This is a genomic window from Kineosporia sp. NBRC 101677 (assembly GCF_030269265.1).
Classification (GTDB): domain Bacteria; phylum Actinomycetota; class Actinomycetes; order Actinomycetales; family Kineosporiaceae; genus Kineosporia; species Kineosporia rhizophila.
The window spans coordinates 617,673-644,172 of the sequence record NZ_BSTA01000002.1; the positions used below are offsets into that span (position 1 = coordinate 617,673).

General features: G+C 71.8%; 20 protein-coding genes and 1 tRNA gene. 17 read left to right on the forward strand and 4 right to left on the reverse strand.

What is annotated here, in order from left to right; all coding sequences use genetic code 11:
- Positions 1–4 precede the first annotated feature (4 nt).
- Entirely contained in the window at positions 5–1,249 is a 1,245-nt protein-coding gene (cysN, locus tag QSK18_RS08230) for a sulfate adenylyltransferase subunit CysN (RefSeq protein WP_232809492.1), read from the forward strand.
- 54 nt (positions 1,250–1,303) lie between these two features.
- Here the strand turns inward: cysN and QSK18_RS08235 are convergent, their stop codons facing one another.
- A complete protein-coding gene (locus QSK18_RS08235) occupies positions 1,304–2,266 on the reverse strand; it encodes a sulfite exporter TauE/SafE family protein (protein ID WP_232809385.1) in 963 nt (320 codons plus the stop codon).
- A gap of 104 nt (positions 2,267–2,370) precedes the next feature.
- Here QSK18_RS08235 and QSK18_RS08240 point away from each other — a divergent pair, with 104 nt between their 5' ends.
- Complete coding sequence (locus QSK18_RS08240; protein ID WP_285617633.1) at positions 2,371–3,417, forward strand: glutathione S-transferase family protein; 1,047 nt, start codon at positions 2,371–2,373, stop codon at positions 3,415–3,417.
- Positions 3,418–3,557: 140 nt separating this feature from the next.
- Here the strand turns inward: QSK18_RS08240 and QSK18_RS08245 are convergent, their stop codons facing one another.
- Positions 3,558–4,745, reverse strand: a complete 1,188-nt coding sequence (locus QSK18_RS08245) for an IS701 family transposase (RefSeq protein ID WP_456298970.1) — start codon at positions 4,743–4,745, stop codon at positions 3,558–3,560.
- Positions 4,746–5,131: 386 nt separating this feature from the next.
- Between QSK18_RS08245 and mfd the strand changes: the two genes are divergently transcribed.
- The 9 genes from mfd (at position 5,132) to QSK18_RS08290 (ending at position 17,214) form a co-directional block, all read left to right on the forward strand.
- The gene (gene mfd / locus QSK18_RS08250) at positions 5,132–8,740 is read left to right on the forward strand and encodes a transcription-repair coupling factor (RefSeq protein ID WP_232809382.1); all 3,609 of its coding nucleotides are present in this window, start codon (positions 5,132–5,134) and stop codon (positions 8,738–8,740) included.
- A gap of 294 nt (positions 8,741–9,034) precedes the next feature.
- On the forward strand, positions 9,035–9,706 hold the full coding sequence (locus QSK18_RS08255; RefSeq protein ID WP_285617636.1) for a SurA N-terminal domain-containing protein: 672 nt from the start codon (positions 9,035–9,037) through the stop codon (positions 9,704–9,706).
- The gene (locus tag QSK18_RS08260; protein WP_285617637.1) at positions 9,706–10,746 is read left to right on the forward strand and encodes a nucleoside triphosphate pyrophosphohydrolase; all 1,041 of its coding nucleotides are present in this window, start codon (positions 9,706–9,708) and stop codon (positions 10,744–10,746) included. The genes QSK18_RS08255 and QSK18_RS08260 overlap by 1 nt, the downstream gene beginning before the upstream one ends.
- 36 nt (positions 10,747–10,782) lie before the next feature.
- Positions 10,783–11,616 (forward strand): phosphoribosylaminoimidazolesuccinocarboxamide synthase, encoded by an 834-nt coding sequence (locus tag QSK18_RS08265; RefSeq protein ID WP_232809379.1) that lies wholly within the window; start codon positions 10,783–10,785, stop codon positions 11,614–11,616.
- A gap of 49 nt (positions 11,617–11,665) precedes the next feature.
- Positions 11,666–13,315, forward strand: coding sequence for a DUF885 domain-containing protein (locus tag QSK18_RS08270; RefSeq protein WP_285617639.1), 1,650 nt, complete (start codon positions 11,666–11,668; stop codon positions 13,313–13,315).
- 161 nt (positions 13,316–13,476) lie between these two features.
- A complete protein-coding gene (gene eno, locus QSK18_RS08275) occupies positions 13,477–14,760 on the forward strand; it encodes a phosphopyruvate hydratase (protein ID WP_232809377.1) in 1,284 nt (427 codons plus the stop codon).
- Positions 14,761–14,822: 62 nt separating this feature from the next.
- Entirely contained in the window at positions 14,823–15,758 is a 936-nt protein-coding gene (locus QSK18_RS08280) for an FtsB family cell division protein (RefSeq protein WP_285617642.1), read from the forward strand.
- Complete coding sequence (locus QSK18_RS08285) at positions 15,755–16,285, forward strand: DUF501 domain-containing protein (RefSeq protein WP_232809375.1); 531 nt, start codon at positions 15,755–15,757, stop codon at positions 16,283–16,285. The genes QSK18_RS08280 and QSK18_RS08285 overlap by 4 nt, the downstream gene beginning before the upstream one ends.
- Complete coding sequence (locus QSK18_RS08290) at positions 16,282–17,214, forward strand: Ppx/GppA phosphatase family protein (protein WP_232809374.1); 933 nt, start codon at positions 16,282–16,284, stop codon at positions 17,212–17,214. The genes QSK18_RS08285 and QSK18_RS08290 overlap by 4 nt, the downstream gene beginning before the upstream one ends.
- On the opposite strand, the gene QSK18_RS08295 is transcribed toward QSK18_RS08290, so the two are convergent.
- Positions 17,211–18,107: a formate dehydrogenase accessory sulfurtransferase FdhD gene (locus QSK18_RS08295; RefSeq protein ID WP_232809373.1), complete on the reverse strand. Its 897-nt coding sequence runs from the start codon at positions 18,105–18,107 to the stop codon at positions 17,211–17,213. The genes QSK18_RS08290 and QSK18_RS08295 overlap by 4 nt on opposite strands.
- A gap of 90 nt (positions 18,108–18,197) precedes the next feature.
- Between QSK18_RS08295 and QSK18_RS08300 the strand changes: the two genes are divergently transcribed.
- Positions 18,198–18,270 (forward strand) — tRNA-Leu (locus QSK18_RS08300).
- Between the two features lie 22 nt (positions 18,271–18,292).
- Here the strand turns inward: QSK18_RS08300 and QSK18_RS08305 are convergent.
- Positions 18,293–20,755, reverse strand: coding sequence for an EAL domain-containing protein (locus QSK18_RS08305; protein WP_285617646.1), 2,463 nt, complete (start codon positions 20,753–20,755; stop codon positions 18,293–18,295).
- Positions 20,756–21,221: 466 nt separating this feature from the next.
- Here QSK18_RS08305 and QSK18_RS08310 point away from each other — a divergent pair, with 466 nt between their 5' ends.
- The 5 genes from QSK18_RS08310 (at position 21,222) to QSK18_RS08330 (ending at position 26,483) form a co-directional block, all read left to right on the forward strand.
- On the forward strand, positions 21,222–22,022 hold the full coding sequence (locus QSK18_RS08310; RefSeq protein ID WP_232809371.1) for a Bax inhibitor-1/YccA family protein: 801 nt from the start codon (positions 21,222–21,224) through the stop codon (positions 22,020–22,022).
- Positions 22,023–22,215: 193 nt separating this feature from the next.
- Complete coding sequence (gene cysC, locus QSK18_RS08315; protein WP_232809370.1) at positions 22,216–23,487, forward strand: adenylyl-sulfate kinase; 1,272 nt, start codon at positions 22,216–22,218, stop codon at positions 23,485–23,487.
- A gap of 23 nt (positions 23,488–23,510) precedes the next feature.
- Complete coding sequence (locus tag QSK18_RS08320; protein WP_285617649.1) at positions 23,511–24,842, forward strand: glutamine synthetase family protein; 1,332 nt, start codon at positions 23,511–23,513, stop codon at positions 24,840–24,842.
- Positions 24,843–24,865: 23 nt separating this feature from the next.
- A complete protein-coding gene (locus tag QSK18_RS08325; protein ID WP_285617651.1) occupies positions 24,866–25,192 on the forward strand; it encodes a hypothetical protein in 327 nt (108 codons plus the stop codon).
- A 247-nt stretch (positions 25,193–25,439) separates the two neighbouring features.
- Positions 25,440–26,483, forward strand: coding sequence for an SGNH/GDSL hydrolase family protein (locus QSK18_RS08330; protein WP_232809367.1), 1,044 nt, complete (start codon positions 25,440–25,442; stop codon positions 26,481–26,483).
- Positions 26,484–26,500 lie beyond the last annotated feature (17 nt).

Genomic DNA, 26,500 nt, shown 5'->3' on the forward strand with positions numbered 1-26,500 from the left:
GGACATGTTGCGGTTCGCCACCGCGGGCTCGGTGGACGACGGTAAGAGCACCCTGATCGGCCGGTTGCTGTTCGACTCGAAGTCGATCTTCGAGGACCAGCTCAGCGCGGTCGAGGCGGCCAGCACGGCCAAGGGCGACGACTACGTGAACCTGGCGCTGCTCACCGACGGCCTGCGGGCCGAGCGGGAGCAGGGCATCACGATCGACGTGGCCTACCGGTACTTCGCCACCCCGCGGCGCAAGTTCATCATCGCCGACACCCCCGGGCACATCCAGTACACCCGGAACATGGTCACCGGGGCCTCCACCGCCGACCTGGCGATCATCCTGGTCGACGCCCGCAAGGGCCTGGTCGAGCAGAGCCGCCGGCACGCGTTCCTGGCCACCCTGCTGCGGGTGCCGCACCTGGTGCTCGCGGTGAACAAGATGGACCTGGTCGACTACTCGCAGAGTGTCTACGAGGAGATCCACGACGAGTTCACCCGGTTCGCCGACAAGCTCAACGTGGCCGACCTGACGGTGATCCCGCTGTCCGCGCTCAAGGGCGACAACATCGTCACCCGCTCGGCGAACATGCCCTGGTACGAGGGGCCCTCGCTGCTGCACCACCTGGAGCACGTGCACGTCTCCAGCGACCGCAACCTGATCGACGTGCGGTTCCCGGTGCAGTACGTGATCCGCCCACAGTCGGCGCAGTACCCGGACTACCGGGGCTACGCGGGCACCGTGGCCAGCGGCACGATCAAGGCCGGCGACGAGATCATGGTGCTGCCCTCGGGCTTCACCAGCACCGTGGCCGCGGTCGAGACCGCCGACGGCCCGGTGTCCGAGGCGTTCCCGCCGATGGCCGTCACGGTCCGGCTGAACGACGAGATCGACATCTCCCGCGGCGACATGATCTGCCGGCCGCAGAACGCGCCCAAGGCCGCCCAGAACATCGACGCGATGATCTGCTGGATGGCCGAGGACGCCCTGCGCCCGGGGCGCAAGCTGGGGATCAAGCACACCTCGCGCAGTGCCCGGGCGATGGTGAAGGAGCTGGACTACCGGCTCGACGTGAACACCCTGCACCGCGACCAGTCCGCCCAGGAGCTGAACCTCAACGACATCGGCCGGGTCCGGCTGCGCACCACGCAGCCCCTGCTGTGCGACGAGTACTCCCGTAACCGGGAGACCGGCGGGTTCATCCTGATCGACGAGAACACCAACCGCACGGTCGGCGCCGGGATGATCACCTCCGCCGACTGACGCCGAGCACGAACGGGGCCCCTTCGGTACGCACCGAAGGGGCCCTGTTCGTTGTCAGGTACGGCTCGCCGGCTGCGCCTCCACCTCGTCCTCGGCCGGCTTCTCCGGCGGGGTGGCCAGCGCCGGGAAGCCGTTGCGCCGCCGCAGGTACATCCACACCAACGGGGCTCCGGCCAGCGCACCCAGCAGGATCAGCCCGGTCTCCGTGTTGCCCACCCCGAACAGCTTGAGCGCGGAGGCCAGCAGCACGAAGGCCAGGGCCCGCTGGACCAGGGCGCCGGGCAGCCGGGTGGACAGCTGGGCGCCCAGCCAGGCGCCAGGCACACTGCCGACGATCAGGGCCAGGGTGAGGTCGAGCTGGAAGTCGCCGAACAGGATGTGCCCGATCGCCGCGGAGAACACCAGCGGCACGGCCTGCACCAGATCGGTGCCGACCAGCTGGGCGGCCTTCAGGGCCGGGTAGAGGCCCATCAGGGCGATGATGATCAGTGAGCCGCTGCCCACCGAGGTGATCCCCACGATCAGCCCTCCGAGGGCGCCGACCAGCAGGGTCGGTACCGGCCGGACCGCCACCTCGGGGCGCTCGTCGGTGACGGTGGCCAGACGGCCGTCGCGTCGGGCCGCCCGCTCGCGAAGACCCTGGTACATGCGCACACACAGCCCGGCCAGGGCGATCAGCAGGGCCACACCCAGCGCGATCTTGATGCCGTGCTGCACCGACTCGCCGCTGCCGAAGGCCCGGGCCACCAGCACCCCGCAGAATGCGGCCGGGACCGAGCCGGCGCAGAGCCAGGACACCAGCTTCAGGTTCACCGTGCCGCGCCGGAGGTGCACCCAGGAACCCACCGGCTTCATCACCGCGGCCGCGACCAGGTCGCTGGAGACCGCTGCCATCGGCGTGACTCCGAAGAACAGCACCAGCACCGGGGTCATCAGGGCGCCCCCGCCCATCCCGGTCAGGCCGACCACGATGCCGATACCGAACGCGGCCAGGGCCATCAGGGGATCAAAGTCCATCGGGCGACTATAAAAGGTAGAGAAAATTCTGCACAGGCCCGTGAATGGACTGTTACGGCGACCTCGGGTGGGCAGGGGGGGCGCCGAGAGGGCAGAATGGTTGCGTGAGCAACGAAAACTCGGAGAACTCCACGGCCGGTGCGTACGTCACGAGTGGGCAGGAGTTCACTCGCGACGCCAACTACATCGCCACCCGGATCACCCGGGACGGGGCCGACGGCTACCCGGTCGAGGCCGGCCGCTACCGGCTCGTCGTGGCCCGGGCCTGCCCGTGGGCCAACCGGGCGATCATCGTGCGCCGGCTGCTCGGGCTGGAGGACGCGATCTCGATGGGGGTCTGCGGCCCCACCCACGACCGCCGCAGCTGGACCTTCGACCTCGACCCGGGCGGGCTCGACCCGGTGCTGCAGATCCCGCGCATCCAGGACGCCTACTTCGCCCGGTTCCCCGACTACCCGCGCGGGATCACCGTGCCGGCGATGGTCGACGTGCCCACCGGGCAGGTGGTCACCAACAACTACCCGCAGATCACCCTCGACTTCTCCACCGAGTGGGTCGAGCACCACCGCGAGGGCGCTCCCCAGCTCTACCCCGAGCACCTGCGCGAGGAGATCGACGAGGTCGCCCTCAAGGTGTTCAAGGAGGTCAACAACGGGGTCTACCGCTGTGGGTTCGCGGGCAGCCAGGAGGCCTACGACCGGGCCTACAAGCGGCTGTTCGACGCGCTCGACTGGCTGGAGGAGCGCCTGACCGGGCAGCGCTTCCTGGTCGGCGACACGATCACCGAGGCCGACGTGCGGCTGTTCACCACGCTGGCCCGCTTCGACCCGGTCTACCACGGGCACTTCAAGTGCAACCGGCAGAAGCTGATCGAGTTCCCCGCGCTCTGGGCCTACGCCCGCGACCTGTTCCAGACCCCCGGCTTCGGCGACACGATCGACTTCGACCACATCAAGCGGCACTACTACGTGGTCCACGAGGACATCAACCCCACCCAGATCGTCCCGGCCGGGCCCGGCCTGGCCAACTGGCTCACGCCGCACCACCGCGAGCAGTTGGGTGGCCGCCCCTTCGGCGACGGCACCCCGCCCGGGCCGGTGCGTGAGGGGGAGCAGGTTCCTGCGGAGCACACGCCGCTCGCGCGTCTGTAGAGAGAACCACGAACTAACGGACGCCTGTGTGCGGGTGGCGCGCACAGGCGTCCGTAAGCGTGTTGTTCCGGACCACACAAACAACGGACGCCTGTGAGCACGACTTGCTCACAGACGTCCGTTATTGGTCGGTACCGATTTCAGACGGCGGTCTGGCCTTTCCCCGAGTAGGCCACGTCGCGCAGGTCGACGTACTGCGGCCGTAGGTCGCCGTGGTTGTCGTGCCGGGCCAGCTCCAGGGCCATCTGTGCGGCCGAGGCGAGCGTGACGTGCCGGTACCAGCCCCGCCAGCTGCGCACCTCGTAGTGCCCCAGCCCGGTCTTCTGCTTGACCGCCCGGCAGTGCGCGGCCGCCCCCTCGATCAGCTGCACGATCGGCACCACCTCGGCCAGCCCGGCGTGCGGGCGTAGGTAGGCCGTGTAGTACGAGCGCGCCCGGGCGTTGCGGCTGGTGCCCGAGAGCATCAGGTACGACATCTCGATCCGGGCCGGGTCGGCGCTGCGGGTGGAGAACCGGTGCAGCACCGTGTTGCGCAGCTGGAGCATCTCGTGACCGGGCACCGTCCCGGCCGCCGGGGGACTGAGCGACTCGTCGGTCAGGGTCTTGCCGAACTGGCCGAACTGGCCCACCCCGCCCGCCTGCATCTCGCCCGCACTGCCGGCCACCAGGTGCTGGACCCCGTAACGGCGCAGCAGCCGGTGCAGGATGGCCTTCTCGGTGCAGACCAGATTGCAGGCCACCCAGACCGGGCGGATCGAGCTTTCCCAGGCCCGGCGAATCATCTCCGCCGCGATCGCCGACTTGCTGCGGTAAACCACTTCCGGCGGGATCTGCGCCTGCTCACGCCGTTTCGGGTCGCTCACCCAGGCCGGCGGCAGATACAGCTCCGAGTCGATCAGAAAAGCCTGCCGGTCGGCGGTGAGGTAGAACAGCAGGAGACCGATCTGGCAGTTCTCCACCCGCTGGGTGTCGTGGCTGTACTGCCGCTCCACCGCGACCGCGTTGCGGCCCTTCTTGGGGAAGGCGATCTCGGTCAGGAACAGCGTGCCCCCGGTGCGCCCCCCGGCCTGGATCGCGATGGACCGCAGCTCCTCGCGCACCGAGAACTCGTCCCACCGGGCCGAGGTGAGCAGCCGCTGCACCCCGTCGGCCCGGATCTCCCCGGAATAGTGGCCGACCGTCTCACCACGCCGCAGCCCCGCCGAATGCGCCCTGGGAAGATCGACCAGATAGTTCCAGGCCCGCTTCCTTGGTTCGGCCCGGCTGAAATTATGTGCGATCCGATCGTAGACAACCTTCAAAGATCTCTCGTACCCGGGATCGTGCACGTGCCCCCTCCACAGATGCCAGGCGTCTCTTTCCCGCGGGGGGATTCGACAGGCGCCGGAATCCCGGCCCCGTGCCGAGTGTGTTTCCGGATCCGGATCATTTTATGAGTCGCACCGATTTGCGCCAGATCCCAGAATTCTGGTGGCCGGAAGAGTGCCGTGTCGACAAAAAAGATGCCCGCCACTTGTCGGCCAGTTTTCTGCCTCCGACCTGGGCGGAATCCGCCGTCACCCGCTCGGCCTGCGCAAATCGCATCCTTGCAAGCCGGCCGCCGGGCTCCGCCCCGGACCGGAAATCGCCGTAAGCTGACTGCGGCCCGGACTGTCTGTGCAGTCCGGCCCGTTGTGCTGTTCGCATAGAAACCCTGCATCAAGTCACCGGAGCCATGAGCCTCACCGGAATCCTCGACCTGCTCGGCGCCGACCGCGCCGTGAGCGACGTCCTGCGGATCGCCCGCGACGGCGGCGAACCCCTGCTCGACCTGACCGGTCCGCCCGGCCTGCGCGCGCCTCTGGCCGCCGCGCTGGCCGCCCCGCCGCCCCAGGGCGCCGGGCGCACCGTGCTGGCCGTCACCGCCACCGGCCGGGAGGCCGAAGACCTGGCCGGCGCCCTGCGCTGCTTCCTGCCCGAGCACTCGGTGGCCGAGTTCGGGGCCTGGGAGACGCTGCCGCACGAGCGGCTGAGCCCGCGCAGCGACACGGTGGGCCGGCGGATCGCCGTGCTGCGCCGCCTCGCCCACCCGGAGCAGGACGAGCACGGCCCGGTCCGGGTGGTGGTCGCCCCGGTGCGGGCGGTGCTGCAGCCGGTGGTGCGCGGTCTGGGCGACCTCGAGCCGGTGGCCCTGCACGCCGGCCAGGAGGCCGAGCTCACCGAGGTGGTCGAGCGCCTGGCCGCGGCCGCCTACTCGCGCACCGACCTGGTCGAGCGGCGCGGTGAGTTCGCCGTGCGCGGCGGCATCCTCGACGTGTTCCCGCCCACCGAGGAACACCCGCTGCGGGTGGAGTTCTGGGGCGACGAGGTCGAGGAGGTCCGCTACTTCGCGGTGGCCGACCAGCGCAGCCTGCACGTCGCCGAGTCCGGCCTGTGGGCCCCGCCGTGCCGTGAGCTGCTGCTGACCGACTCGGTGCGGCAGAAGGCGGCCGAGCTCGCCGAGCGCCTGCCCGGCGTGGCCGACCTGCTCGGCAAGGTCGCCGCCGGGATCGCGGTGGAGGGCATGGAGTCGCTCACCCCGGTCCTGGTGGACGCGATGGAGTCGGTGCTCGACGTGCTGCCCGAGGGCACCCACGTGCTGCTGGCCGATCCCGAGCGGATCCGGGCCCGGGCCCACGACCTGGTCGCCACCAGCGAGGAGTTCCTGCAGGCGAGCTGGCTGAGCGCGGCCGCCGGCAGCGCCGTCCCGGTCGACCTGGAGCCGGTGCTGGGCACCGCCTCGTTCTGGTCGCTGGCCGACGTGCGCGCCCACGCCCTCAAGCGGGCCCTGCCCTGGTGGACGGTCTCCCCGTTCGGTCTGGACGAGACCGGGCAGGCGGCCCACGACGAGGGCGACGAGGGCGCCCTGGTCCTGGTCCCGCAGATCAGCGCCCCCGAGCCCTACCGCGGCGACCGGGAGCGCACGATCGCCGACATCGGCGGCTGGCTGCACGAGGGCTGGCGGGTCGTGGTGATCACCGAGGGCAGTGGTCTGGCCCGGCGGGTGGTCGAGATGCTCACCGAGGCCGACCTCGCCGCAACCGCGGTCGAGGACCTCTCCCAGCCACCGGCGTCCTCTGTTGTGGCGGTCGGGACCGGGCGACTCACCCAGGGTTTCATCGCCCCCGAACTGAAGCTGGCCGTCCTCACCGAGACGGACCTGACCGGCGGCAGCGCTCCCGGCTCGACCACCAAGGACATGCGCCGGATGCCGGCGCGCCGCAAGAACGTGGTCGACCCGATGCAGCTCACCACCGGCGACAACGTGGTGCACGAGCAGCACGGGGTGGGCAAGTTCGTCGAGCTGGTGCAGCGCACCGTGGCCGGGGCCACCCGCGAGTACCTGGTGATCGAGTACGCGCCGAGCAAGCGGGGCCAGCCGGGCGACCGGCTGTTCGTGCCCACCGATGCGCTCGACCAGGTCACCCGGTACGTGGGCGGCGAGCAGCCGTCGCTGAACAAGCTGGGCGGCTCGGACTGGGCCAAGACCAAGGGCCGGGCCCGCAAGGCGGTCAAGCAGATCGCCGGCGAGCTGATCCAGCTCTATTCGGCCCGGATGGCCACCTCCGGGCACGCCTTCGGCCCGGACACCCCGTGGCAGCGCGAGCTGGAAGACGCCTTCGCCTACGTGGAGACGCCGGACCAGCTGGTCACCATCGAAGAGGTCAAGCGGGACATGGAGAAGACGGTCCCGATGGACCGGCTGATCTGTGGTGACGTGGGCTACGGCAAGACCGAGATCGCGGTGCGGGCGGCGTTCAAGGCGGTGCAGGACGGCAAGCAGGTGGCCGTGCTGGTGCCCACCACGCTGCTGGTGCAGCAGCACCTGGACACCTTCGTCGAGCGCTACGTGAACTTCCCGGTGAACGTGAAGGGCCTGTCCCGGTTCTCCACCGAGGCCGAGGCCCGCGCGGTCAAGGAGGGCATCACCGACGGCTCGGTCGACGTGGTGATCGGTACCCACCGGCTGCTCACCGGCGAGATCAAGTTCAAGGACCTCGGCCTGGTGGTGATCGACGAGGAGCAGCGCTTCGGCGTCGAGCACAAGGAGCGGCTGAAGCAGCTGCGCACCAACGTCGACGTGCTGGCGATGAGCGCCACCCCGATCCCGCGCACGCTCGAGCTGGCGGTCACCGGTATCCGGGAGATGTCCACACTGGCCACGCCGCCCGAGGAGCGGCACCCGGTGCTGACTTTCGTGGGCGGCTACGACGAGCGGCAGATCTCCGCCGCGATCCGTCGTGAGCTGCTGCGCGAGGGCCAGGTCTTCTTCATCCACAACCGGGTGGAGTCGATCGACCGCACCGCCGCCCGGCTGCACGAATTGGTGCCCGAGGCCCGGATCGCCACCGCCCACGGCAAGATGGGCGAGCACCAGCTCGAGCAGGTGATGGTCGACTTCTGGGAGAAGCGCTTCGACGTCCTGGTCTGCACCACGATCATCGAGACCGGCCTGGACATCTCCAACGCCAACACGCTGATCCTGGAACGCGCCGACATGATGGGCCTTTCGCAGCTGCACCAGCTGCGCGGGCGGGTCGGGCGAGGTCGCGAGCGGGCCTATGCGTACTTCCTCTACCCGGCCGAGAAGCCGCTCACCGAAACGGCTCTGGACCGCCTGCAGACGATCGCGGCGAACACCGACCTGGGCGCCGGTATGCGGGTGGCGATGAAGGACCTGGAGATCCGCGGCGCCGGCAACCTGCTCGGCGGCGAGCAGTCCGGGCACATCGCCGGCGTCGGCTTCGACCTGTACATCCGGCTGGTCGGCGAGGCGGTGGCCGAGTTCCGCGGCGAGAACGAGCAGGAGCACCACGAGGTCAAGATCGACCTGCCGGTCGACGCGCACCTGCCCACCGCCTACCTGCCGGACGAGCGGCTGCGGCTGGAGGCCTACCGCAAGCTCGCCGAGGTGGCCTCGGACGAGGCCCTGGACGCGGTCAAGGCCGAACTGGTCGACCGGTACGGTCCGCTGCCCGACGTGGTGACCAACCTGCTCGAGGTCGCCCGGCTTCGGATCCTGGCCCGCCAGGCCGGGCTCACCGAGATCGCCACGATGGGCAAGGCGATCCGGTTCGGCCCGATCGACCTGCCCGACTCGGCCCGGCTGCGCCTGCACCGGCTCTACCCCGGCACGCAGGACAAGCCCGCCACCAAGACGGTGCTGGTGCCCGGGCCGACCACGGCGCGGATCGGCGGCCGGCCGCTGCGCGACGTGGCGGTGCTGAACTGGGCGCGGGAGTTCATCGAGTCGGTGCTGCTGTCGTCGGTGAAGGCTGCGGCCGCGGTGGGGTCACGTAAGTAGCTTTTGGACGTCGGTCAGGCCTCAGGTGCCCAGCGGCACCTGAGGCCGGTGGCCGGGTTCTGGTGCGGGCCGGGCTCGCATCGCCCCTGGGCAGACCTCATCGCCAGGATCGGATGACAAAAGTGGCCCCAGGGAACACTTTTGGCATCCGATCTCGCAGTCCGGGCGTGCCCTGCCCGGGGGGTGGGGTGAGGGTCGAGCGTGAGGCGATGTGGACGTCCGTTGGCTGAAGGTTTGTTGTGAAGGTCACCCCGGGGTCTGGTGCCGGCGTGCTCGGGCGATAGCATTCCGTGCGTGATTGCGACCCGGCGCCGGGTGGGCGCTCTTGTGGCAGGGGCGAGCGCCGTTCTCGCCGTGACCCTCTCCGGCTGCGGCAGCAGCCAGGCGGGTGCGGCCGCGGTGGTGGGTGACCGCCGGATCTCGGTGGCCCAGGTCCAGGAGGGCTACCGGGACGTGCTGCCGCTGGTCGGCCAGGACGCCGGGGTGACCCAGGCGCAGATCCTGAATCTGCTGATCCTGCAGCCGTACCTGAGCCAGGCCGCGGCCGACCTGGGCCGCGGCGTCTCGGAACAGGACGCCCGGCTGGACATCTCCTCCTCCGGGGCCGTGCAGCCCGCCGACCTGAGCGAGGCCGGGGTCGAGGTGTGGCGGGCCAACCTGGCCAACACCGCCCTGCAGACCGACCGGGCGGCCGCCGAGATCACCGACACCTACTCGGGCATCGAGGAGAAGCTGAAGGCCCAGGGGGTGCACATCAACCCGCGCTACGGCAACGGCATCGACTACTCCACCTTCACCATCACCCAGGCCTCGCCGGAGTGGCTGAAGGCCCCGGAGGCCTCCGAGCCGGCCGAGGTCCCGGTCCCGGCTCCGGCCGACCCGAACACCGAGACCCCGGTCGAGCCCGAGACCCCGGTGGAGCCCGGCACCGAGACGCCGGTCCCTGAAGAGACCTCCGCGCCGTAGTGGAACCCGACCACGACCAGGCCGCGGTCGGTGGCCCGGGGGCCGGGGAGATCCTCAGCGAGGCGCTCCCCGACTCCGGCCGCATCGTGCTGCTGCTGACCACCCCGCGAACCGCTCCGGGGCTGCTCACCTTCGCCGCCTGGGAGAAGCTGCGGGCCGCCGACGCGGTGCTCGCCGCCGACCCCGACCCGGCCTGGCTGGAGGCCTTCGCCGCGGCCGGGGTGGTGCCGCTCGACGTGGCCGGGCTGGGGGTCGGCGAGCGGGCCGGCCGTCTGGTCGAAGACGCCTCGGCCGGGCGCGAACTGGTCTGGTGGGGCAGCGACGACGGCGATCCGGGCCTGACCGACGCCCTGGCCGAGCACCTTTCCCGCCGGGCGGTGGCCGCCGTGCCGCCCGAGGTCGAGGTCCTCACCGGCTCCTACGACCTGCCCGGGGCCCGGCTGCTCGACCTGGTCTCGGTGATGGACACGCTGCGCTCGCCCGGCGGCTGCCCGTGGGACGCCGAGCAGACCCACACCTCGCTGCTGCCCTACCTGCTGGAAGAGGCGCACGAGGTGATCGAGGCGGTGGAGTCCGGCGACCCGGCCCACCTGCAGGAGGAACTCGGCGACCTGTTGCTGCAGGTGGTCTTCCACGCCCGGGTGGCCGAGGACGGCGCCGGTTTCGGTATCGACGACGTGGCGGCGGACATCGTGGCCAAGCTGGTCCGCCGGCACCCGCACGTCTTCGGCGACGCCACCGCCGGTTCCGCGGCCGACGTCGAGGTGTCGTGGGAGACGCTGAAGGCCGCCGAGAAGTCCGGGCGGCAGGGGTTCGAGGGCATCCCGGCCACGCTGCCCGCGCTGGCCAAGGCCCAGAAGATGCTCGGCCGGCTGACCCGCGCGGGGGCGGACGTGGACCAGGCGATCGAGCAGGCGGCCAAGGGCGACGAACTGGCGGCGGCGCTGCTGCGGCTGGTCGCGCTGGCCCGGGTCTCCGGCGAGGACGCGGAGGCCGCGTTGCGTTCGGCGCTGGGCCGGATGGTCCCGCCGGGGCAGTAGTTTGTCCTTCCTCGCGTCAAGGAAAGGCAGTTCCCGATGAGCCCGCAGTTGCTCCACTCCGGCAAGGTGCGTGACGTCTACGCCGACGGCGACGACATCATCCTGGTCGCCTCCGACCGGGTCTCCGTCTACGACGTGGTCCTGCCCACCCCGGTGCCGGACAAGGGCGCGATCCTCACGCAGCTCTCGCTGTGGTGGTTCGAGCAGCTGAAAGACCTGGTGCCGCACCACATCATCTCGGCCACCGACGTGCCCGAGGAGTGGGCCGGCCGGGCCGTGCGGTGCAAGCGGCTGAGCATGATCCCGGTGGAGTGCATCGCCCGTGGCTACCTGGCCGGGCTGGGCCTGGAGGAGTACCGCCGCGACCGGGCGATCTCCGGGGTCTCGCTGCCGGACGGTCTGCTCGAGGGCTCGAAGCTGCCCGAGCCGGTGTTCACCCCCACCACCAAGGCCAGCGAGGGCCACGACGAGTTCATGACCTTCGACGAGGTGGTCGCCCAGCAGGGCGCCGACCTGAGCGACCGGCTGAGGCAGCTGACTCTGGCCGTGTACGGCCGGGGCGCCGAGATCGCCGCCCGCAGCGGGGTGATCATCGCCGACACCAAGCTCGAGTTCGGTCTCGACGCGAACGGTGAGCTGGTGCTCGGCGACGAGGTGCTGACCTCCGACTCCTCCCGGTTCTGGCCGGCCGACACCTGGACGCCGGGCGGGCCGCAGAAGTCGTGGGACAAGCAGTTCGTCCGCGACTGGTCGCTGAGCAGCGGCTGGGACAAGACCTACCCCGGGCCCGAGATCCCCGAGGAGATCGTGGAGAAGACCCGCGCGCTCTACGTCGACGTCTACGAGCGGATCACCGGTAACCGCTGGTAAGTCCCGCTCCGGCGGGTTGTCCGGGCGAACGTGCGGCACGATGGGGGACATGCGCGAGCAGCACGGTGAGGACCCGATCGTCACGGCCCGGTTCCGTGATGCCGCCACGAAGGTGCTGGACGCCCTGCTCGAGGCCGCTCCCGAGGCGGCCACCGAGCTGGGCGAGCACCGTTACGACGACCGCACCACCGAGCTGACCGTCGAGGCCACCATCGGCCGGGCCTCGATGCTGGTCGACGCGCTGTCGGCGCTGGACGACGTGGACGACACCGGGCTCACCCCGGACGACCGGGTCGACCTGGAGATCCTGCGCACCCGGGTCAGCGGCACGCTGTGGGAACAGACCGAGCTGCGGCGCTTCGAGTCCGATCCGCTGATGCACCTGCCCGCGGCCGGGCTCCACCCGCTGATCAGCCGGGACGGCCCGGTGCCGGAGCGGCTGCGCGCCCTGACCGCCCGGCTGGGCCAGGTCCCGGCCCGGCTCGAGCAGGCCCGGTCGGTGCTGCACGACATGCCCAGGCTGTCGGTGCAGACCGCGATCGAGCGGGCCCGCAGCACCGTGCCGCTGCTCACCGAAGACCTGGAACCCCTGCTGGCCCAGGACGAGTCGCTGGCCGGCCCGGCCCGGCAGGCCCGCCGCGACGCCCTCGAGGCCCTCGACCGGCACGTGGACTGGCTGCAGGCCCAGTTGCCGGTCAGCGACGGCGACCCCCGGCTCGGCGAGCTCAACTACGCCGCCCGGCTCTGGTACACGCTGGACACCGAGACCAGCCCGGACGCCCTGCTCACCCGGGCCGAGAGCGACCTGCAGGCGATCGAGGAGGAGATCGCCGAGCTGGCCGTGCGGATCAGTGGCCGCCCGATGTCGCCCGGCCTGGTGCGGGAGGTGCTCGACGAGGTGGCCGCGGCCGCCCCGGTCCCGCCCGAGCAGGTGCGCCCGTTCTGCGAGCAGGCGCTGGCCCTGCTCACCGACCGGGTACGCGAGCTCGACCTGGTCACCCTGCTGCCGGTCCCGGTGCGGGTGATCGAGATGCCGCCCTCGCAGGCCGGGATCGCGGTGGCCTACTGCGACCCGCCCGGCCCGCTCGAGCCCGGGGCCGCCGAGGGCCTGCTGCCCACCTTCTTCGCCGTGGCCCCGAGCCAGGGGCGCGGGTACGACGCGCACCTGCTGCGCAATCTCGCGGCGCACGAGGCGATTCCGGGGCATGCGCTGCAGCTGGCGCACGCCGCGCGCTACCGCGGGGGCACCCCGGTGCGCACCGCCGTCCGCAGCGGCACGTTCGCCGAGGGCTGGGCGGGCCGCGCGGAAGAACTCATCTCCTCGGCCGGCCTGGGCCAGAGCGCGGAGGACGACGACCGGCTGCGGCTGATGTCGCTGAAGACGGCGCTGCGCAGTGCCATCAACGCGATCCTGGACATCCGGGTGCACGCCCACGGGATGACCGAGGACGAGGCGATCCTGCTGATGACGGCGCGCGGTCACCAAGAGGCGGGGGAGGCGGCCGGCAAGTGGCGGCGGGCCCTGCTCACCTCCACCCAGCTGTCCACCTACTACGTCGGCCACCACGAGATCCGTGACCTGGCCGCCGGGCTCGCCGCCGCCCGTCCCGAACTGTCGCCGCGCGAGGTCAACGACGAGCTCCTGGCCCACGGCGCCCCACCGCCCCGGCACCTGCGGGCCCTGCTGCAGCTGGACTGAACAGCGGGTGAACAGCGTCACCGGCCGTGGGTGGACACCGGCCCCGGGTGAGGGGCTGCACGCATGGCTGGCGATAGGCTCCGTTCCGTAGACGTAACGGTCAGACACATCGGCCGGGCTCATCGGTCCGGCCCACCGTCGCACGATCAGGAGCACGAAGTATGGCAACCATCGAGGCCGTCGGCGCCCGCGAGATCCTCGACTCCCGGGGCAACCCGACCGTAGAGGTCGAGGTCGCCCTGGACGACGGCACCATCTCCCGGGCCGCCGTCCCGTCCGGTGCCTCCACCGGCGCCTTCGAGGCGGTCGAGCGCCGCGACGGCGACAAGAAGCGCTACCTGGGCAAGGGGGTCGAGAACGCGGTCAACGCGGTGCTCGACCAGATCCAGCCCGCGCTGCTCGGCTTCGAGGCCAGCGACCAGCGGATGATCGACCAGGCCATGCTCGACCTGGACGGCACCGACAACAAGGGCACGCTGGGCGCGAACGCGATCCTGGGCGCCTCGCTGGCCGTGGCCAAGGCCGCCGCCGAGTCGGCCGAGCTGCCGCTGTTCCGCTACCTGGGCGGCCCGAACGCGCACATCCTCCCCGTCCCGATGATGAACATCGTCAACGGTGGCGCGCACGCCGACAGCGGCGTGGACGTGCAGGAGTTCATGATCGCCCCGTTCGGCGCGCCCTCCTTCAAGGAGGCGCTGCGGATGGGCGCCGAGGTCTACCACTCGCTGAAGTCGGTGCTGAAGGCCCAGGGCCTGAGCACCGGTCTGGGCGACGAGGGCGGCTTCGCCCCCAGCGTGGCCGGCACCAAGGAGGCCCTGGAGCTGATCGCCACCGCGATCGACAAGGCCGGTTACGTGCTCGGCACCGACCTGGGCCTGGCCCTGGACGTCGCCGCCACCGAGTTCCACAGCGAGGGCGTGTACTCGTTCGAGGGCGGCAAGCGCAGCTCGGCCGAGATGGTCGAGTTCTACACCAGCCTGGTCAACGACTACCCGCTGGTCTCGATCGAGGACCCGCTGGACGAGAGCGACTGGGAGGGCTGGACCGCCCTGACCACCGCGATCGGCTCGAAGGTGCAGATCGTCGGCGACGACCTGTTCGTCACCAACCCCTCCCGCCTGCAGCAGGGCATCGAGACCGGCGCCGCCAACGCGCTGCTGGTCAAGGTGAACCAGATCGGCACGCTGACCGAGACGTTCGACGCGGTCGCGCTGGCCCACCGCAACGGCTACCGCTGCATGATGAGCCACCGTTCCGGCGAGACCGAGGACACCACGATCGCCGACCTGGCCGTGGCCACCGACTGCGGTCAGATCAAGACCGGTGCCCCGGCCCGCTCGGACCGGGTGGCCAAGTACAACCAGCTCCTGCGCATCGAGGAGGAGCTCGACGACGCGGCGGTCTACGCCGGCGCCGGCGCGTTCCCGCGGTTCGCCCACCGATGAGTCCCCGCCGTCCCTCCGCGCCCGGTCCCGGCGGATCCTCCGATCCCACCGGTGGTTCCCGGGTGTCCCGGGCGCGGGGAGACGGCAGCAGGACCTCCGGTTCCGCCCGCGTCCCGAAAGCTGCTCCCAAGGCTTCCGGGACCGGGCGGGCTTCCGGGGCCTCGGCGGCATCGAGGGCCTCACGCGCCGACTCCGCCAAGGCCCAGCCGTCCAAGAAGGCCGCCGCCCGGAAGACCCCGGCCCAGCCGGGCCGGGCCGGGCAGCCGGTGAAGAAGGCCGCCCCGAAAAAGACGGCCGCTCCCCGCCGCGCCGAAGGGTCGTCGGCCACGGCCCCGACCCGCGCGGCCCCGGCCCAGAACCGCCCGGCCACGGTCGCGGAACGGATGGCCGCGGCGAAGAAGCGCGCAGCGGCCCAGCAACGGGCCCGCACCGTCGCGGCCGGATCGCTGGTCTCGCACGCACCCCACAAGAGCCGCACCCGCACCACCGCCACCCGCTCCGGTGGGCTCCGGCCCGCCAGCACCCGTCCCGGATCGGCCCGGCCCCGCCCGGGCGCCTCCGGAAGAGGCACGCGCAAGCGCGGTTTCGGGGCCGGCAGCGGACGCCCGGTGTGGGTCCTCGGGGCCGTCGGCGTGGTGCTCGCGCTGCTGATCCTGCCCTACTTCCAGAAGTGGCTGGTGCAGCGCTCGGAGCTGGAGTCGATGCGCAACGAGGTGGACCAGGCCGGCCAGGACGTGGCCGACCTGCGCAGACAACAGGAACGCTGGAAGGACGACGACTACGTGCGAGCCCAGGCCCGGGTGCGGCTGAACTACGTGATGCCCGGAGAGACCGGTCTGGTGGTGGCCGATCCCACGCCCACCCCGCAGCCCTCGGCCACCGACCCGGCCCGGACCGACGTGCCCAGCGGTGACCGCTCGTGGTTCTCCGACATCTGGCTCTCCGCCGAGGCCGCCGGGTCTCAGGGCGAGGCCCAGGCCACCACCGTGGTTCCGTGAGCGCCGCCGAGGCCCAGCGGAACCCGGGCCCGAGCCCCGCCACCGCCGAGGATCTGCAGGCCGTCCACCGTCAGCTGGGCCGCCCGGCCCGTAACGTGGTCGCCGTCGGGGCCAGGTGCCCTTGCGGTCAGCCGGATGTCGTACAGACTGCCCCCAGGCTGGACGACGGTACGCCGTTCCCGACGATGTACTACCTGACCTGCCCCCGGGCCGCCGGTGCCATCGGCACGCTGGAGGCCTCGGGGTTGATGAAGGAGATGACGGCCCGGATCGCCGACGATCCGGACCTGGCAGCCGCCCAGCGCCGGGCGCACGAGGACTACCTCCAGCGGCGGGCCCAGCTCGCCGAGGTGCCCGAGATCGCCGGCGTCAGCGCCGGTGGCATGCCCGACCGGGTGAAGTGCCTGCACGTCTACGCAGCGCACGCTCTGGCCGCCGGACGTGGGGTGAATCCGCTGGGGGACGAGGTTCTCGACGCCCTGCCGTGCTGGTGGGAGAGAGGGCCCTGCGGAGTGGAGGAACGATGACAAGGGTTGCTGCGATCGACTGCGGCACCAACTCGATCCGGCTTCTGATCGCCGACATGAGCCGCAGCCGCGGCACGCTGGTCGACGTGGAGCGCCGGATGGAGATCGTCAGACTGGGTCAGGGAGTGGACCAGACCGGCGAGATCGCCCCGGAGGCGATGGAGCGCACGCTCGACGCCGCCCGCCGGTACGCCGACCTCTGCCATCGGCACGAGGTGCACGCCATCCGGTTCGTCGCGACCTCGGCGACCCGCGACGCCCGGAACCGAAAGATCTTCGTGCAGGGCATCCGGGAGGCGCTCGGCGTGGAGCCGGAGGTGATCCCCGGCTCGGAAGAGGCCGAGCTGTCGTTCACCGGCGCCACGGCCGGTCTGCCGGGCGGTCACGAGGCGCCGTACCTGGTGGTCGACCTGGGTGGGGGCTCGACCGAGTTCGTGCTCGGCGACAAGAGCGTCGAGAGCGCGATCTCGGTGAACGTGGGCTGTGTCCGGCTCACCGAGCGGCACCTGCGCAGCGATCCGCCGACCGCCTCCGAGGTGGCCGCGGCCACCCGGGACATCGACGCGGCGCTGTCCGCGGTGGCCGAGAAGGTGCCGCTGGAGCAGGCCCGCACGCTGGTCGGTGTGGCCGGCACGATCACCACGGTGACGGCGCACGCGCTCGGCCTGAAGGAGTACGACCCGAAGGCGATCCACGGTGCGCAGCTCTCGCTCGACCAGGTCCGGACGGCCTGCACCGAGCTGCTGGAGATGCCGCGCTCCGAGCGGGCCGCCCTGCCCTACATGCACCCGGGCCGGGTCGACGTGATCGGTGCCGGGGCGCTGATCTGGCGGCGGATCACCGAGCGGATGGACGCCACCGGCCGGATCTCCACACAGGTCACGTCGGAGCGGGACATTCTCGACGGGATCGCCTGGGGCCTGGCCTAGACGGTTGCGGGAACCTCTACGCGTACCCGGCCGGGGTGCGTGTAGAGGTTCATCGAGTCGCCCCGCACGAAGCCGGCGAGGGTCAGGCCGGCCTCGTCGGCCAGGTCGACGGCCAGCGTCGAGGGTGCGGAAACCGCCGACAGCAGCGGGATCCCGGCCATCGTCGCCTTCTGCGTGAGCTCGAACGAGGCCCGCCCGCTGACCTGCAGCACCTTGTCGGTGGCGGGCAGCAGGCCGTGGGTCAGCGCCCAGCCGATCACCTTGTCCACGGCGTTGTGCCGCCCCACGTCTTCCCGCACACAGAGCAGCTCCCCGGCCGGGGTGAAGAGCCCCGCCGCGTGCAGCCCCCCGGTCCGGTCGAACGCGCGCTGCGCCTCCCGCAACCGGTCAGGCAGGGAGACCAGAACCCCCGCGTCCACCAAAGGTTCCACCGAGAGACTGCGGTGCCCATCGGCTGGGGGCACCTCCCGGCCCCCCAGGGGCTGGGGGACCACAATTGGCAGTGACACCACCCCGACCAGAGGACGCCTGGACAGCACCTCTGCGATCGAATCGCTCCCGCACACGCCGCAGGCGCTGGACGTGGCCCCGAGCCGGGGCTGCGGCGTCTGCACCCCGGGAGCCAGCCCGATCCGCACCGTGTCGGCATCGCACGACGTCAGCTCGGTGAGGTCACCCGACGAGCGGGCCACCCCCTCGGCGACCAGCCAGCCCAGCGCCAGCTCGAGATCGTGGCCGGGAGTACGCATCGTGGTGGCAATGGTCTGCTCGCCCACCTTGAGCGTGAGCGGCGCCTCCACTGCGAGCTGATCGGGGCGCCGGGTGGCTGCAGCCCCCGGGCCTCCGGCCCCACGCACACGCACCACTGGGCGGCGGTCGACGAGATGTCCCATACAGGCCAGCGTAAGCCTGTCCGGTTCGCCCGGCCCTGTGACCAGGTCCCGGCACATCCACCCGCCCGGACCGAATAACCTGTGCTCGACGCCCTCGTAGCCCAACGGCAGAGGCAGGCGCCTTAAAAGCGCTTCAGTGCGGGTTCGAAACCCGTCGAGGGCACAGGTGCGGCACCCCGCCGGGATCAGTTCTCCGGGTCCAGCTGGATGACGATCGGGCTGGTCGAGTCGGGGTCGTCGTAGCCGGGCGGGCGGTAGGTCCAGGTGGTCTCGGCCGGGCGGGGCTGTTCCAGCACCCGCGCCCGGGCGGGCCCGAAACCGGGTACCGGGGTGTGCACGCGGTGCCAGCCCGCCTTGGCCGGGGCGAAGATGTTGCCCTGGGCGTGGGTGACCCCGAGGGCGGCCAGGTGGCCCAGGTCGGCGGCGGTCTCCGGGCCCTCGGCGCACAGCAGTGAACCCAGGCCCTCGGCGTAGGTGACCAGGCCCTTCAGCACCGCGGTACGGCCGATGTCGGTCGAGCAGCCGACCACCAGCGTGCGGTCGATCTTCACCATGTCGGGCTGGAGCATGGCCAGCCGGGCGAACTCCAGGGCGCCGGCGCCGACGTCGTCCAGGGCGATCCCGGCGCCTCGGTCACGCAGGTCGTTGACCGCCCGCATCAGGTCGCCCATGTCCACGTCGCCCGGGTCCTCGCTGAGCTCCACCACCACGCCGGACAGGTCGTCGGGCAGGCCGGTGCGCATCCGGGCCGACATCAGCGCGCGGGCCGAGGCGTTCACGTAGAGGTCGTGCTCGCGGGGGCGGCCCGGCAGGTCCAGGGCGGCCCGGATGGCGGCCAGTTCCAGCAGGTCGCCGAAGCCCTCGCGGTGGGCCTGGCGGAACACCTCGGCGGTGTCCGGGAAGGTGCCCGGGAAGTCGAAGCGGGCCAGTGCCTCGTGCGCCCGGACCTGCTGGACCCGCAGGTCGACGATGGGCTGGGTGACCATGCTGAAGCTCGGCATCCGGTGCACCCGGCGGCGGCCGCGGCGGGTGCCCAACGGCGGGCTGGACTCGTCGTTCGGGCGGATCGGCTCGGCCTTGACGGTGATCGAGGTGAGCTCGATCGAACCGGAGGGCGGGCCGGCCGGCGGCTCGTCACCGGCGATCACCACGCGGTTGCGCCCGGCCCGCTTGGCCGCGTACAGGGCCTCGTCGGCGGCGGCCACGGCGGTGCCCGGGTCGGTCTGCGGGTCCCACTGGGCCACGCCGGCCGAGAAGGTCTGCCCGTGCGGGGTCACTTCGCGCAGCCGTTCCAGCACGGTGGCCAGCTGGAGCGGGCTGAACCCGGGGGCGAGCAGGGCGAACTCCTCACCCCCGTAGCGGGCGAGCATGGCCGGGGGCTGCAGCTGGGCCGTCCAGGCGGCGACGGAGTCGCGCAGGAGGATGTCACCGGCCTGGTGGCCGCGGCTGTCGTTGTAGGCCTTGAACTTGTCCAGGTCGATCATCGCGATGCACAGCGCGGTGCCGTGCTCGCGGGCCATCGCGGTGGCCCGGGCCAGCTCCCAGTCCCAGGTGCGCCGGTTCGGCGCGCCGGTCAGGCCGTCGGCCCGGGCCTGCTCGGTGAGCTCGACCGCCAGGGTCTGCACCTTGTACACCAGCCAGAGCACCCGGACCAGGATCAGGATGCAGATCAGCAGCATCCCGGCGGCGATCACCTGCCAGTGCCGGGCGTCGCTGTTGTACCCGTCGGCCAGCAGCGCCAGGTTGGGCATCAGCAGGGCCAAAACCAGGGCGGCCTGGCGGGGGCGGCTCAGCCGGTTCTCCGGCGCCGAGGGGTCGGGGTCGGCCAGCACCCGCATCGAGGGCACCACGGCCGCGGCTGCGATCAGGGCGTAGCCGCCGAGGGTGCCGGCCTCGATCAGCGGGCTGGACTCCAGGGTGGAGGCGATCAGGGTGGTGACCTCGTAGCCCACGTCGGCGGCCAGGGTCAGGCCGATCCCGGCCACCAGCAGCGCGTAGGAGACGGTGCGGGCGCCGGGGACGGCGTAGAGCCGGGCCAGCACGCCGAGCAGGAAGAGGTCGCCGAGCGGGTAGGCGGCGCCGATGGCCTTCGCGCTGAGCGGCAGCGTAGAGCTGTCGGCCAGCGGCGCGATCATGAAGATGCCCAGCACCACGCCGATGCCGGTGGTGACGATCAGCGCGTCCAGCACGGCGCCGTGGTCGCTGCCGCCGCCGCGGGCCCGGGAGAAGTCGAGGGCACCGGCCCCGAGCAGGGGATAGGCGGCCAGCGAGAGCAGGTCGGAGGCGGCCGGGTAGGCACCGGGGGTCGGGGGCTCGATGGTGTGCACCAGATCGCCCAGCACCCAGAGCGAGGCACCCGCCAGCAGCAGCAGCCAGCCCCGCCGGCGGGCCGGCCGGTGCCGGAGCATCCCGGCCAGACCGGTGACCACCGCCCCGATGCCGATCAGCACCCCGAAGGGGCCGGCCAGGTCGTCGGGCAGCACGGCGTGCACCGCGATCAGCAGGGTGAGAAGGGCGAGCGCGCCGAGCAGGACCGGCGAGGGGCCGACATCGTTGCCCTCGCCACGGGCCCGGGGCGAGGCGTCGGTGCCCTGGGGCCCGGCCCCGGAGGGCAGGTTCCCCGCTTCCCGGCCGTCCGGTCTCAGCACGAAGGACTGCACCGCAGCCGGGGTACGCAGGGGGTGCGGCCGGACCGACCTCTCCGGTCACCCCTCATGTCGTCCCCAGCTCCCGCCTTCGCCGCGGCCGGTGCGCCCGGACCGGCGACGTCCCAAACCCGACATCCCGTAGTGCAATCGCGTGACCCGAAGCCTAACGGTGACGAGCCGGTGACGACACAACCATCCCGGTGGCAACCAGGGCATCAGCAGGCAACACTGTCACCTCAGCGTGATCGGGGCAAAGCTGTGGGTGAGAATGCGGACGAAGTCGGACACTGAACGCGTCCGATCGGGCACAGAGGGCTCCGGTGGCAGAACTTCACAGAAAGATCTTCACGTCGGGAACTACCACGCCCGCCCAAGCATTAGATTCACAACGGTCGCACAAGATGGCCGTGCCCGGACGTGACCAACTCCGGGCCGAACGAGACTCGTACAAACGGTCGGAGGACCGATGGAAAGCAGAAACCCCGTCTTCGGGCGCAGTGACGAGTTCGCTCGTGGGGGTTACGCGACGTTCGACACTCGCACCCCGAGCGCGAACGACCTCCAGGGCATGTACGACGCGCCTTCGGTCAAGGCGCGCAACACTGCCCGGATGACCATCGACGACGTGGTCATCCGGACCGCGTCCCTGTTCGGCGTCCTGCTCGTCGCCGCCGGTGCCGTCTTCGCCCTGGTCGAGCCCGACGACCCGATCATCGTCCCGCTGATCTTCGGCGGCATGATCGCCGGTCTCGGCCTCAGCCTCTGGATCTCGTTCAGCAAGAAGATCCGCCCGGCCGCGATGCTCGCCTACGCGGCGGCCGAGGGCCTCTTCGTCGGTGGCATCAGCCTGCTGTTCGAGACCATGTACGACGGCATCGTCACCCAGGCCATCCTGGGCACGCTCGGTGCCTTCGTGGCGATGCTGGTGCTCTACAAGACCGGCGTCGTGCGGGCCACCCCGAAGTTCACCAAGATCCTGCTGATCGCCGGTGCCGGCTACCTGGCCTTCGGCCTGATCAACCTGGTCGTCTCGCTGGTCAGCGGCAACAGCGCCTACAACAGCCCGCTGGGCTGGCTGATCGCGGCCTTCGGCGTCGGCCTGGCCTCGTTCTTCCTCGTGCTCGACTTCGACTTCGTCGAGCAGGGCATCCGCAACGGCCTGCCCCAGGAGTACGCCTGGACCGCGGCGTTCGGCCTCACGGTCACGCTGGTCTGGCTGTACATCGAGATCCTGCGTCTGCTCGCCATCCTGCGGGGCGACGACTGATCACCCTCGCAGTCAGCCGGCCCCCTGAAGGCCGGCCCGAGCAGACCGCCCCCGCCGGGCTCCTCCTGGCGGGGGCGGTCTTTGTCTCCGGCCTGCGCCTGTTCGGTCAGCCCAGCCCGCGTGCCCGACCCACGAAAACGTCCCCTTCGCGCCGGACGCTGACGGATGCTCAGAGCTCCCATAGGCTGACAACGTGCCCGATCCCACTGCCGCGCCCACGACCGTCTCCACCTACTCCTGGCACCCGCCGCAGCAGTTGCTGGAACTGGCCGAACTCGTCCTGAGCGGCGGCCTGACCGCGGCCCCGGGCATCGTGGAGGTGCCTGCGGAGATCGACAAGCGGCTCGACGCGGGCGAGACGATCACCCTGGAAGACGCCGAGGGCACCCCGGTCGCCGGGCTCAGCCGGGTGCTGGCCGGAGAACACGAGAACACCGAGACTCTTCCGCTGCCGCAGTTCACCCCGCTCCAGCCGTTCACCCACGGTCCGGTCCGGTCCGCGCGGCGTACTCCGGCCCAGGTCCGCGCCGAGCTGGACGAGCTCGGCCCGGGCGAGGTGCTCGCGGTGCCGGTGACCACCGAGCTCACCGCGACCCAGGTGGAACAGGTACGGGCTCAGGCCCAGCGGGCCGGTCAGCAGCTCCTCTGGATCGCTGTCCTCGGCGCCGGCCGCCAGCTGCCGCTGCCCCCCGACGGGCTGTGGCGCGCTGTGCGAGACGTCGCCACCGAGGCTGGAGCTGGGGCTGCGTTGGTTGCGGTGCCGCTGTTGGCCCACACCGACGACGCAGCGCTGCTGACCGCCGTGGCCCGCAGCTTCGGCGCGGGCGAGGTCCTCACCACTCTTCCCGGTGCCGAGGGGGAGTTGCATCCGGCCTTCGCCCGCGAACACGCCCGGGCCGTTCCCCCGCCGCACCGCCGGGGAGTCACGCTCTTCTTCACCGGTCTCTCCGGCTCGGGCAAGTCCACCGTGGCCAAGGCGCTGACCGAGCGGCTCCTCGACCGCACCACCCGCACCGTCTCGCTGCTCGACGGGGACGAGGTGCGCCGCATGCTCTCGGCCGGCCTGACCTTCAGCCGGGCCGACCGCGACCTGAACATCCGCCGGATCGGCTTCGTCGCGGCCGAGATCACCCGGCACGGCGGCCTGGCCGTCTGCGCCCCGATCGCCCCCTTCGAGAGCGTCCGGGCCGAGGTCCGGGCCGGTGTGGAACAGGTCGGCGACTTCGTCCTGGTGCACGTGTCCACGCCGCTGGAGGAGTGCGAGCGCCGCGACCGCAAGGGGCTGTACGCCAAGGCCCGGCGCGGCGAGATCCCCGACTTCACCGGGATCTCCTCGCCCTACGACGTCCCGGCCGATCCCGAGCTGCGGATCGACACCACCGGCATCTCCATCGACGAAGCGGTGGAGAAGGTCTGGGCGCTGCTGACCGAACGGGGCTACCTGGACGGCCCTGGCAAGGACTGAGTCCCCGAGGAAGGGAATCGCTGATGACCGCCGGCCCACCCCTGGAGCTCGACGAACTCCAGCGCCTGGTCGACTCCGGGCACGTCGACACCGTGCTGGTGGTGTGGACCGATCCGGGCGGGCGGTCGCAGGGCGAACGGGTGCACGCCCGGCACTTCATCAGCCAGGTGCTGGCCGGTGGCCTGAACGTGGAACCGGTCCGGGCCGATCCCGGCGCGGCCGCCCTGGCCGCCCCCTCCGGCGCCCTGGTGCTGCGGCCCGACCCGGCCACCCTGCGCCCGGCGCCCTGGCTGGCCGGATCGGTGATGGTGCAGGGCGACCTGTTCCGGGCCGACGGTCTGCCGGTGCGCACCGCTCCCCGGCAGGTGCTGGCCGCGCAGGTGAAGGAGGCGGCCGATCTCGGGGTCGTGCCCACCGGCGCCGTCGCCGTGCAGTTCACCGTGTTCGGCCCCACCTACGCGGCCGCCGCCGGCCAGGGCTGGAAAGAGCTGCCCAGCTCCACCGGCGCCGGGCTCGGCGCCACCAACATCGACGAGGACCTGCTGCGCGACGTGCGGCAGACCGCCTACAACGCCGGGCTGACCGTGCAGTCGTCGCACGGCACCGGTGTGCCCGGGCAGCACGACATCGCCTTCGTCCACGACGACCTGCTGCGTACGGCCGACAACCACATCGCCTTCCGGGCCGCCGCCACCGAGCTGGCCCACCGGCACGAGAAGTCGCTGACCTTCATGGCCCGCTACGACGACCGGCCCGGCAACGGCGCCCGGCTCTCGATGAGCCTGCGCGGGCTGGACGGCTCGTTCGTCTTCAACGACACCGCCAACCAGGACTTCTCGGACGGCCGCAGCGCGGTGTTCCGCAGCTTCGTGGCCGGTGTCCTGGCCACCCTGCGCGACTTCACCCTGCTCTACGCCCCCACGGTGAACTCGTACAAGCGCTTCCGTCGCGACCCCTCCGCCCCCACTGCGATCACCTGGGGCGAGGGCGGCACGGCGAGCGCGCTGCGGGTGGCCGGGCGGGGCGAGACGCTGCGCGTGCAGAACCGGGTGCCGGGGGCGGACGTGAACCCGTACCTGGCGCTGGCCGGGATGCTGGCCGGCGGGCTGTACGGCATCCGGGCCGGGCTGCCGCTGGAGCAACCGCTGATCGGTGACTCCCGGGCCCCCGGTCTGGCCCGCGTGCCGGCCTCGCTGGCCGCCGCCCGCGACACGTTCGCCGGCTCCGACCTGGCCCGCAACGCGTTCGGAGAAGACGTGGTGGCGACCTGCCTGCGCGCGGCCGACGCGGAGCTGGAGGCGTTCGAGTCGTCGGTCACCGACTGGGAGCGCCGCCGCGGCTTCGAGATGCAGTAGGCCGGAGGGCTAGCATCGGGCCTGTGCTCAGCCCCACCCACGAAGAGGCCGCCAAGCGGCTGGAGCGGCTCGCCGACCGGCTGCGGGTGGTGGGGCCCCGGCTGGGCGCCCGGCAGGGGGCCGAGGCGGCCGAGCTGCTCGCGCGGATCCGGGCCGGCCTGCAGCGCATCGCCGACCTGACCGCCGACGCCGACGGTGAGCCGCGGCGGGAGGTCCCGGTGCTGTCCGCCTACGCGCTGGCCGACCAGGCCCTCGTGCTCGGCCACGACCTGCTGCGCGACGGGGACCGGACCGATCTCTTCCGGGGCGAGGCCGTCGCCGCCCTCCAGGACGTGCACGACCTGGTGTGATCTGCGCCGCCCGGGGTGCCCGAATCACATGAGAACTGGACCGGTTCGTGACCTGGATCGGGAACAGAATGCCAAACTCCGCGTGCTGCAATGAGGGTGGCGCAGGTGAGGCCACCGGCCCTGGCGACGAAGGTGGGTGCCCAGAACCAGAACTGGTTTCCGATCCGTGGTTACGGTGTTGCCGGGAACGGCCTGCGCTGTTCAACTGCGGGTGGGGTACTGGTACCCGCGAGCGAAGGGAGCGCACGTGAGCCGAGCCAGAAGAGCCCGGAAGATTGCTGCTGCGGCGGCCTTCGGGGGTGGGGGGATCGGTGCCCTGGGGGCTGCGGCCTACGGGCTCCTGCTCACCGAGGTCCGGATCGCCCGTAAGGTGATCGGCCAGCCGTTCGGCAACGCGGGGCCCGGCGGGGAGGGGCGCTACGGCGACTTCCCGGGAGAACCGGTCCAGCTGGTCATGCTCGGCGACTCGACCTCGGTCGGGCTCGGCGCGGAGTCCGGCCACCAGACGCCGGGGGCGGTGATCGCGGCCGGCTTGGCCCCGATCGCCCGGCGCCCGGTCGAGATGCGGATGTTCGGCCGGGTCGGCGGCCAGTCCTGGGAGCTCGAGGGGCAGACCGCCCGGGCCCTGGACGAGGGCCCGCGGCCCGACGTGGTGGTGATCATGGTCGGCGCCAACGACGTGACCCACCGGGTCAAGCCGGAGGCCGCGGTCCGGGCCCTGGAGGCCTCGGTCCGCCGGCTGCGGGAGGCCGGGGTCGAGGTCGTCGTGGGCACCTGTCCCGACCTCGGCACGATCCAGGAGATCCCGCGTCCGCTGCGGTATCTCGCCCAGCGGCTGAGCCGTCAGCTGGCCGCCGCGCAGACCATCGCGGTGGTCGAGGCCGGGGGCGCCTCGGTGTCGCTGGCCGACCTGCTGGCCGACGAGTTCGTCCAGCACCGCTTCGAGATGTTCTCCAGCGACCGCTTCCACCCCTCGGCCACCGGCTACGCGCGAGTGGGCGAGGCGATCCTGCCCAGTGTCGCCGCCGCCCTGGGCTATCTGCCCGGCGAGCGTGACCGGGTGCCCGACCGGCGCCGCGGTGAGGGCATCGACGACGTGGCGCACGCCGCGGTCCGGGCCGCCGAGAGCGGCGGTACCGAGGTCGCGGGTATCGAGGTCTCCGGGGCCGAGCGCGGCCCCCGAGGCCGCTGGGCGGCCTTCCGCCGGCGCCGCGCACCCCGCCCCGAACAGGTGGAACAGCCCGAGCCGCCCGGCCGGGAAGAGACCGCTCAGCCATCACGAAACGCGTAGATCCCGGCGCGGCCGCG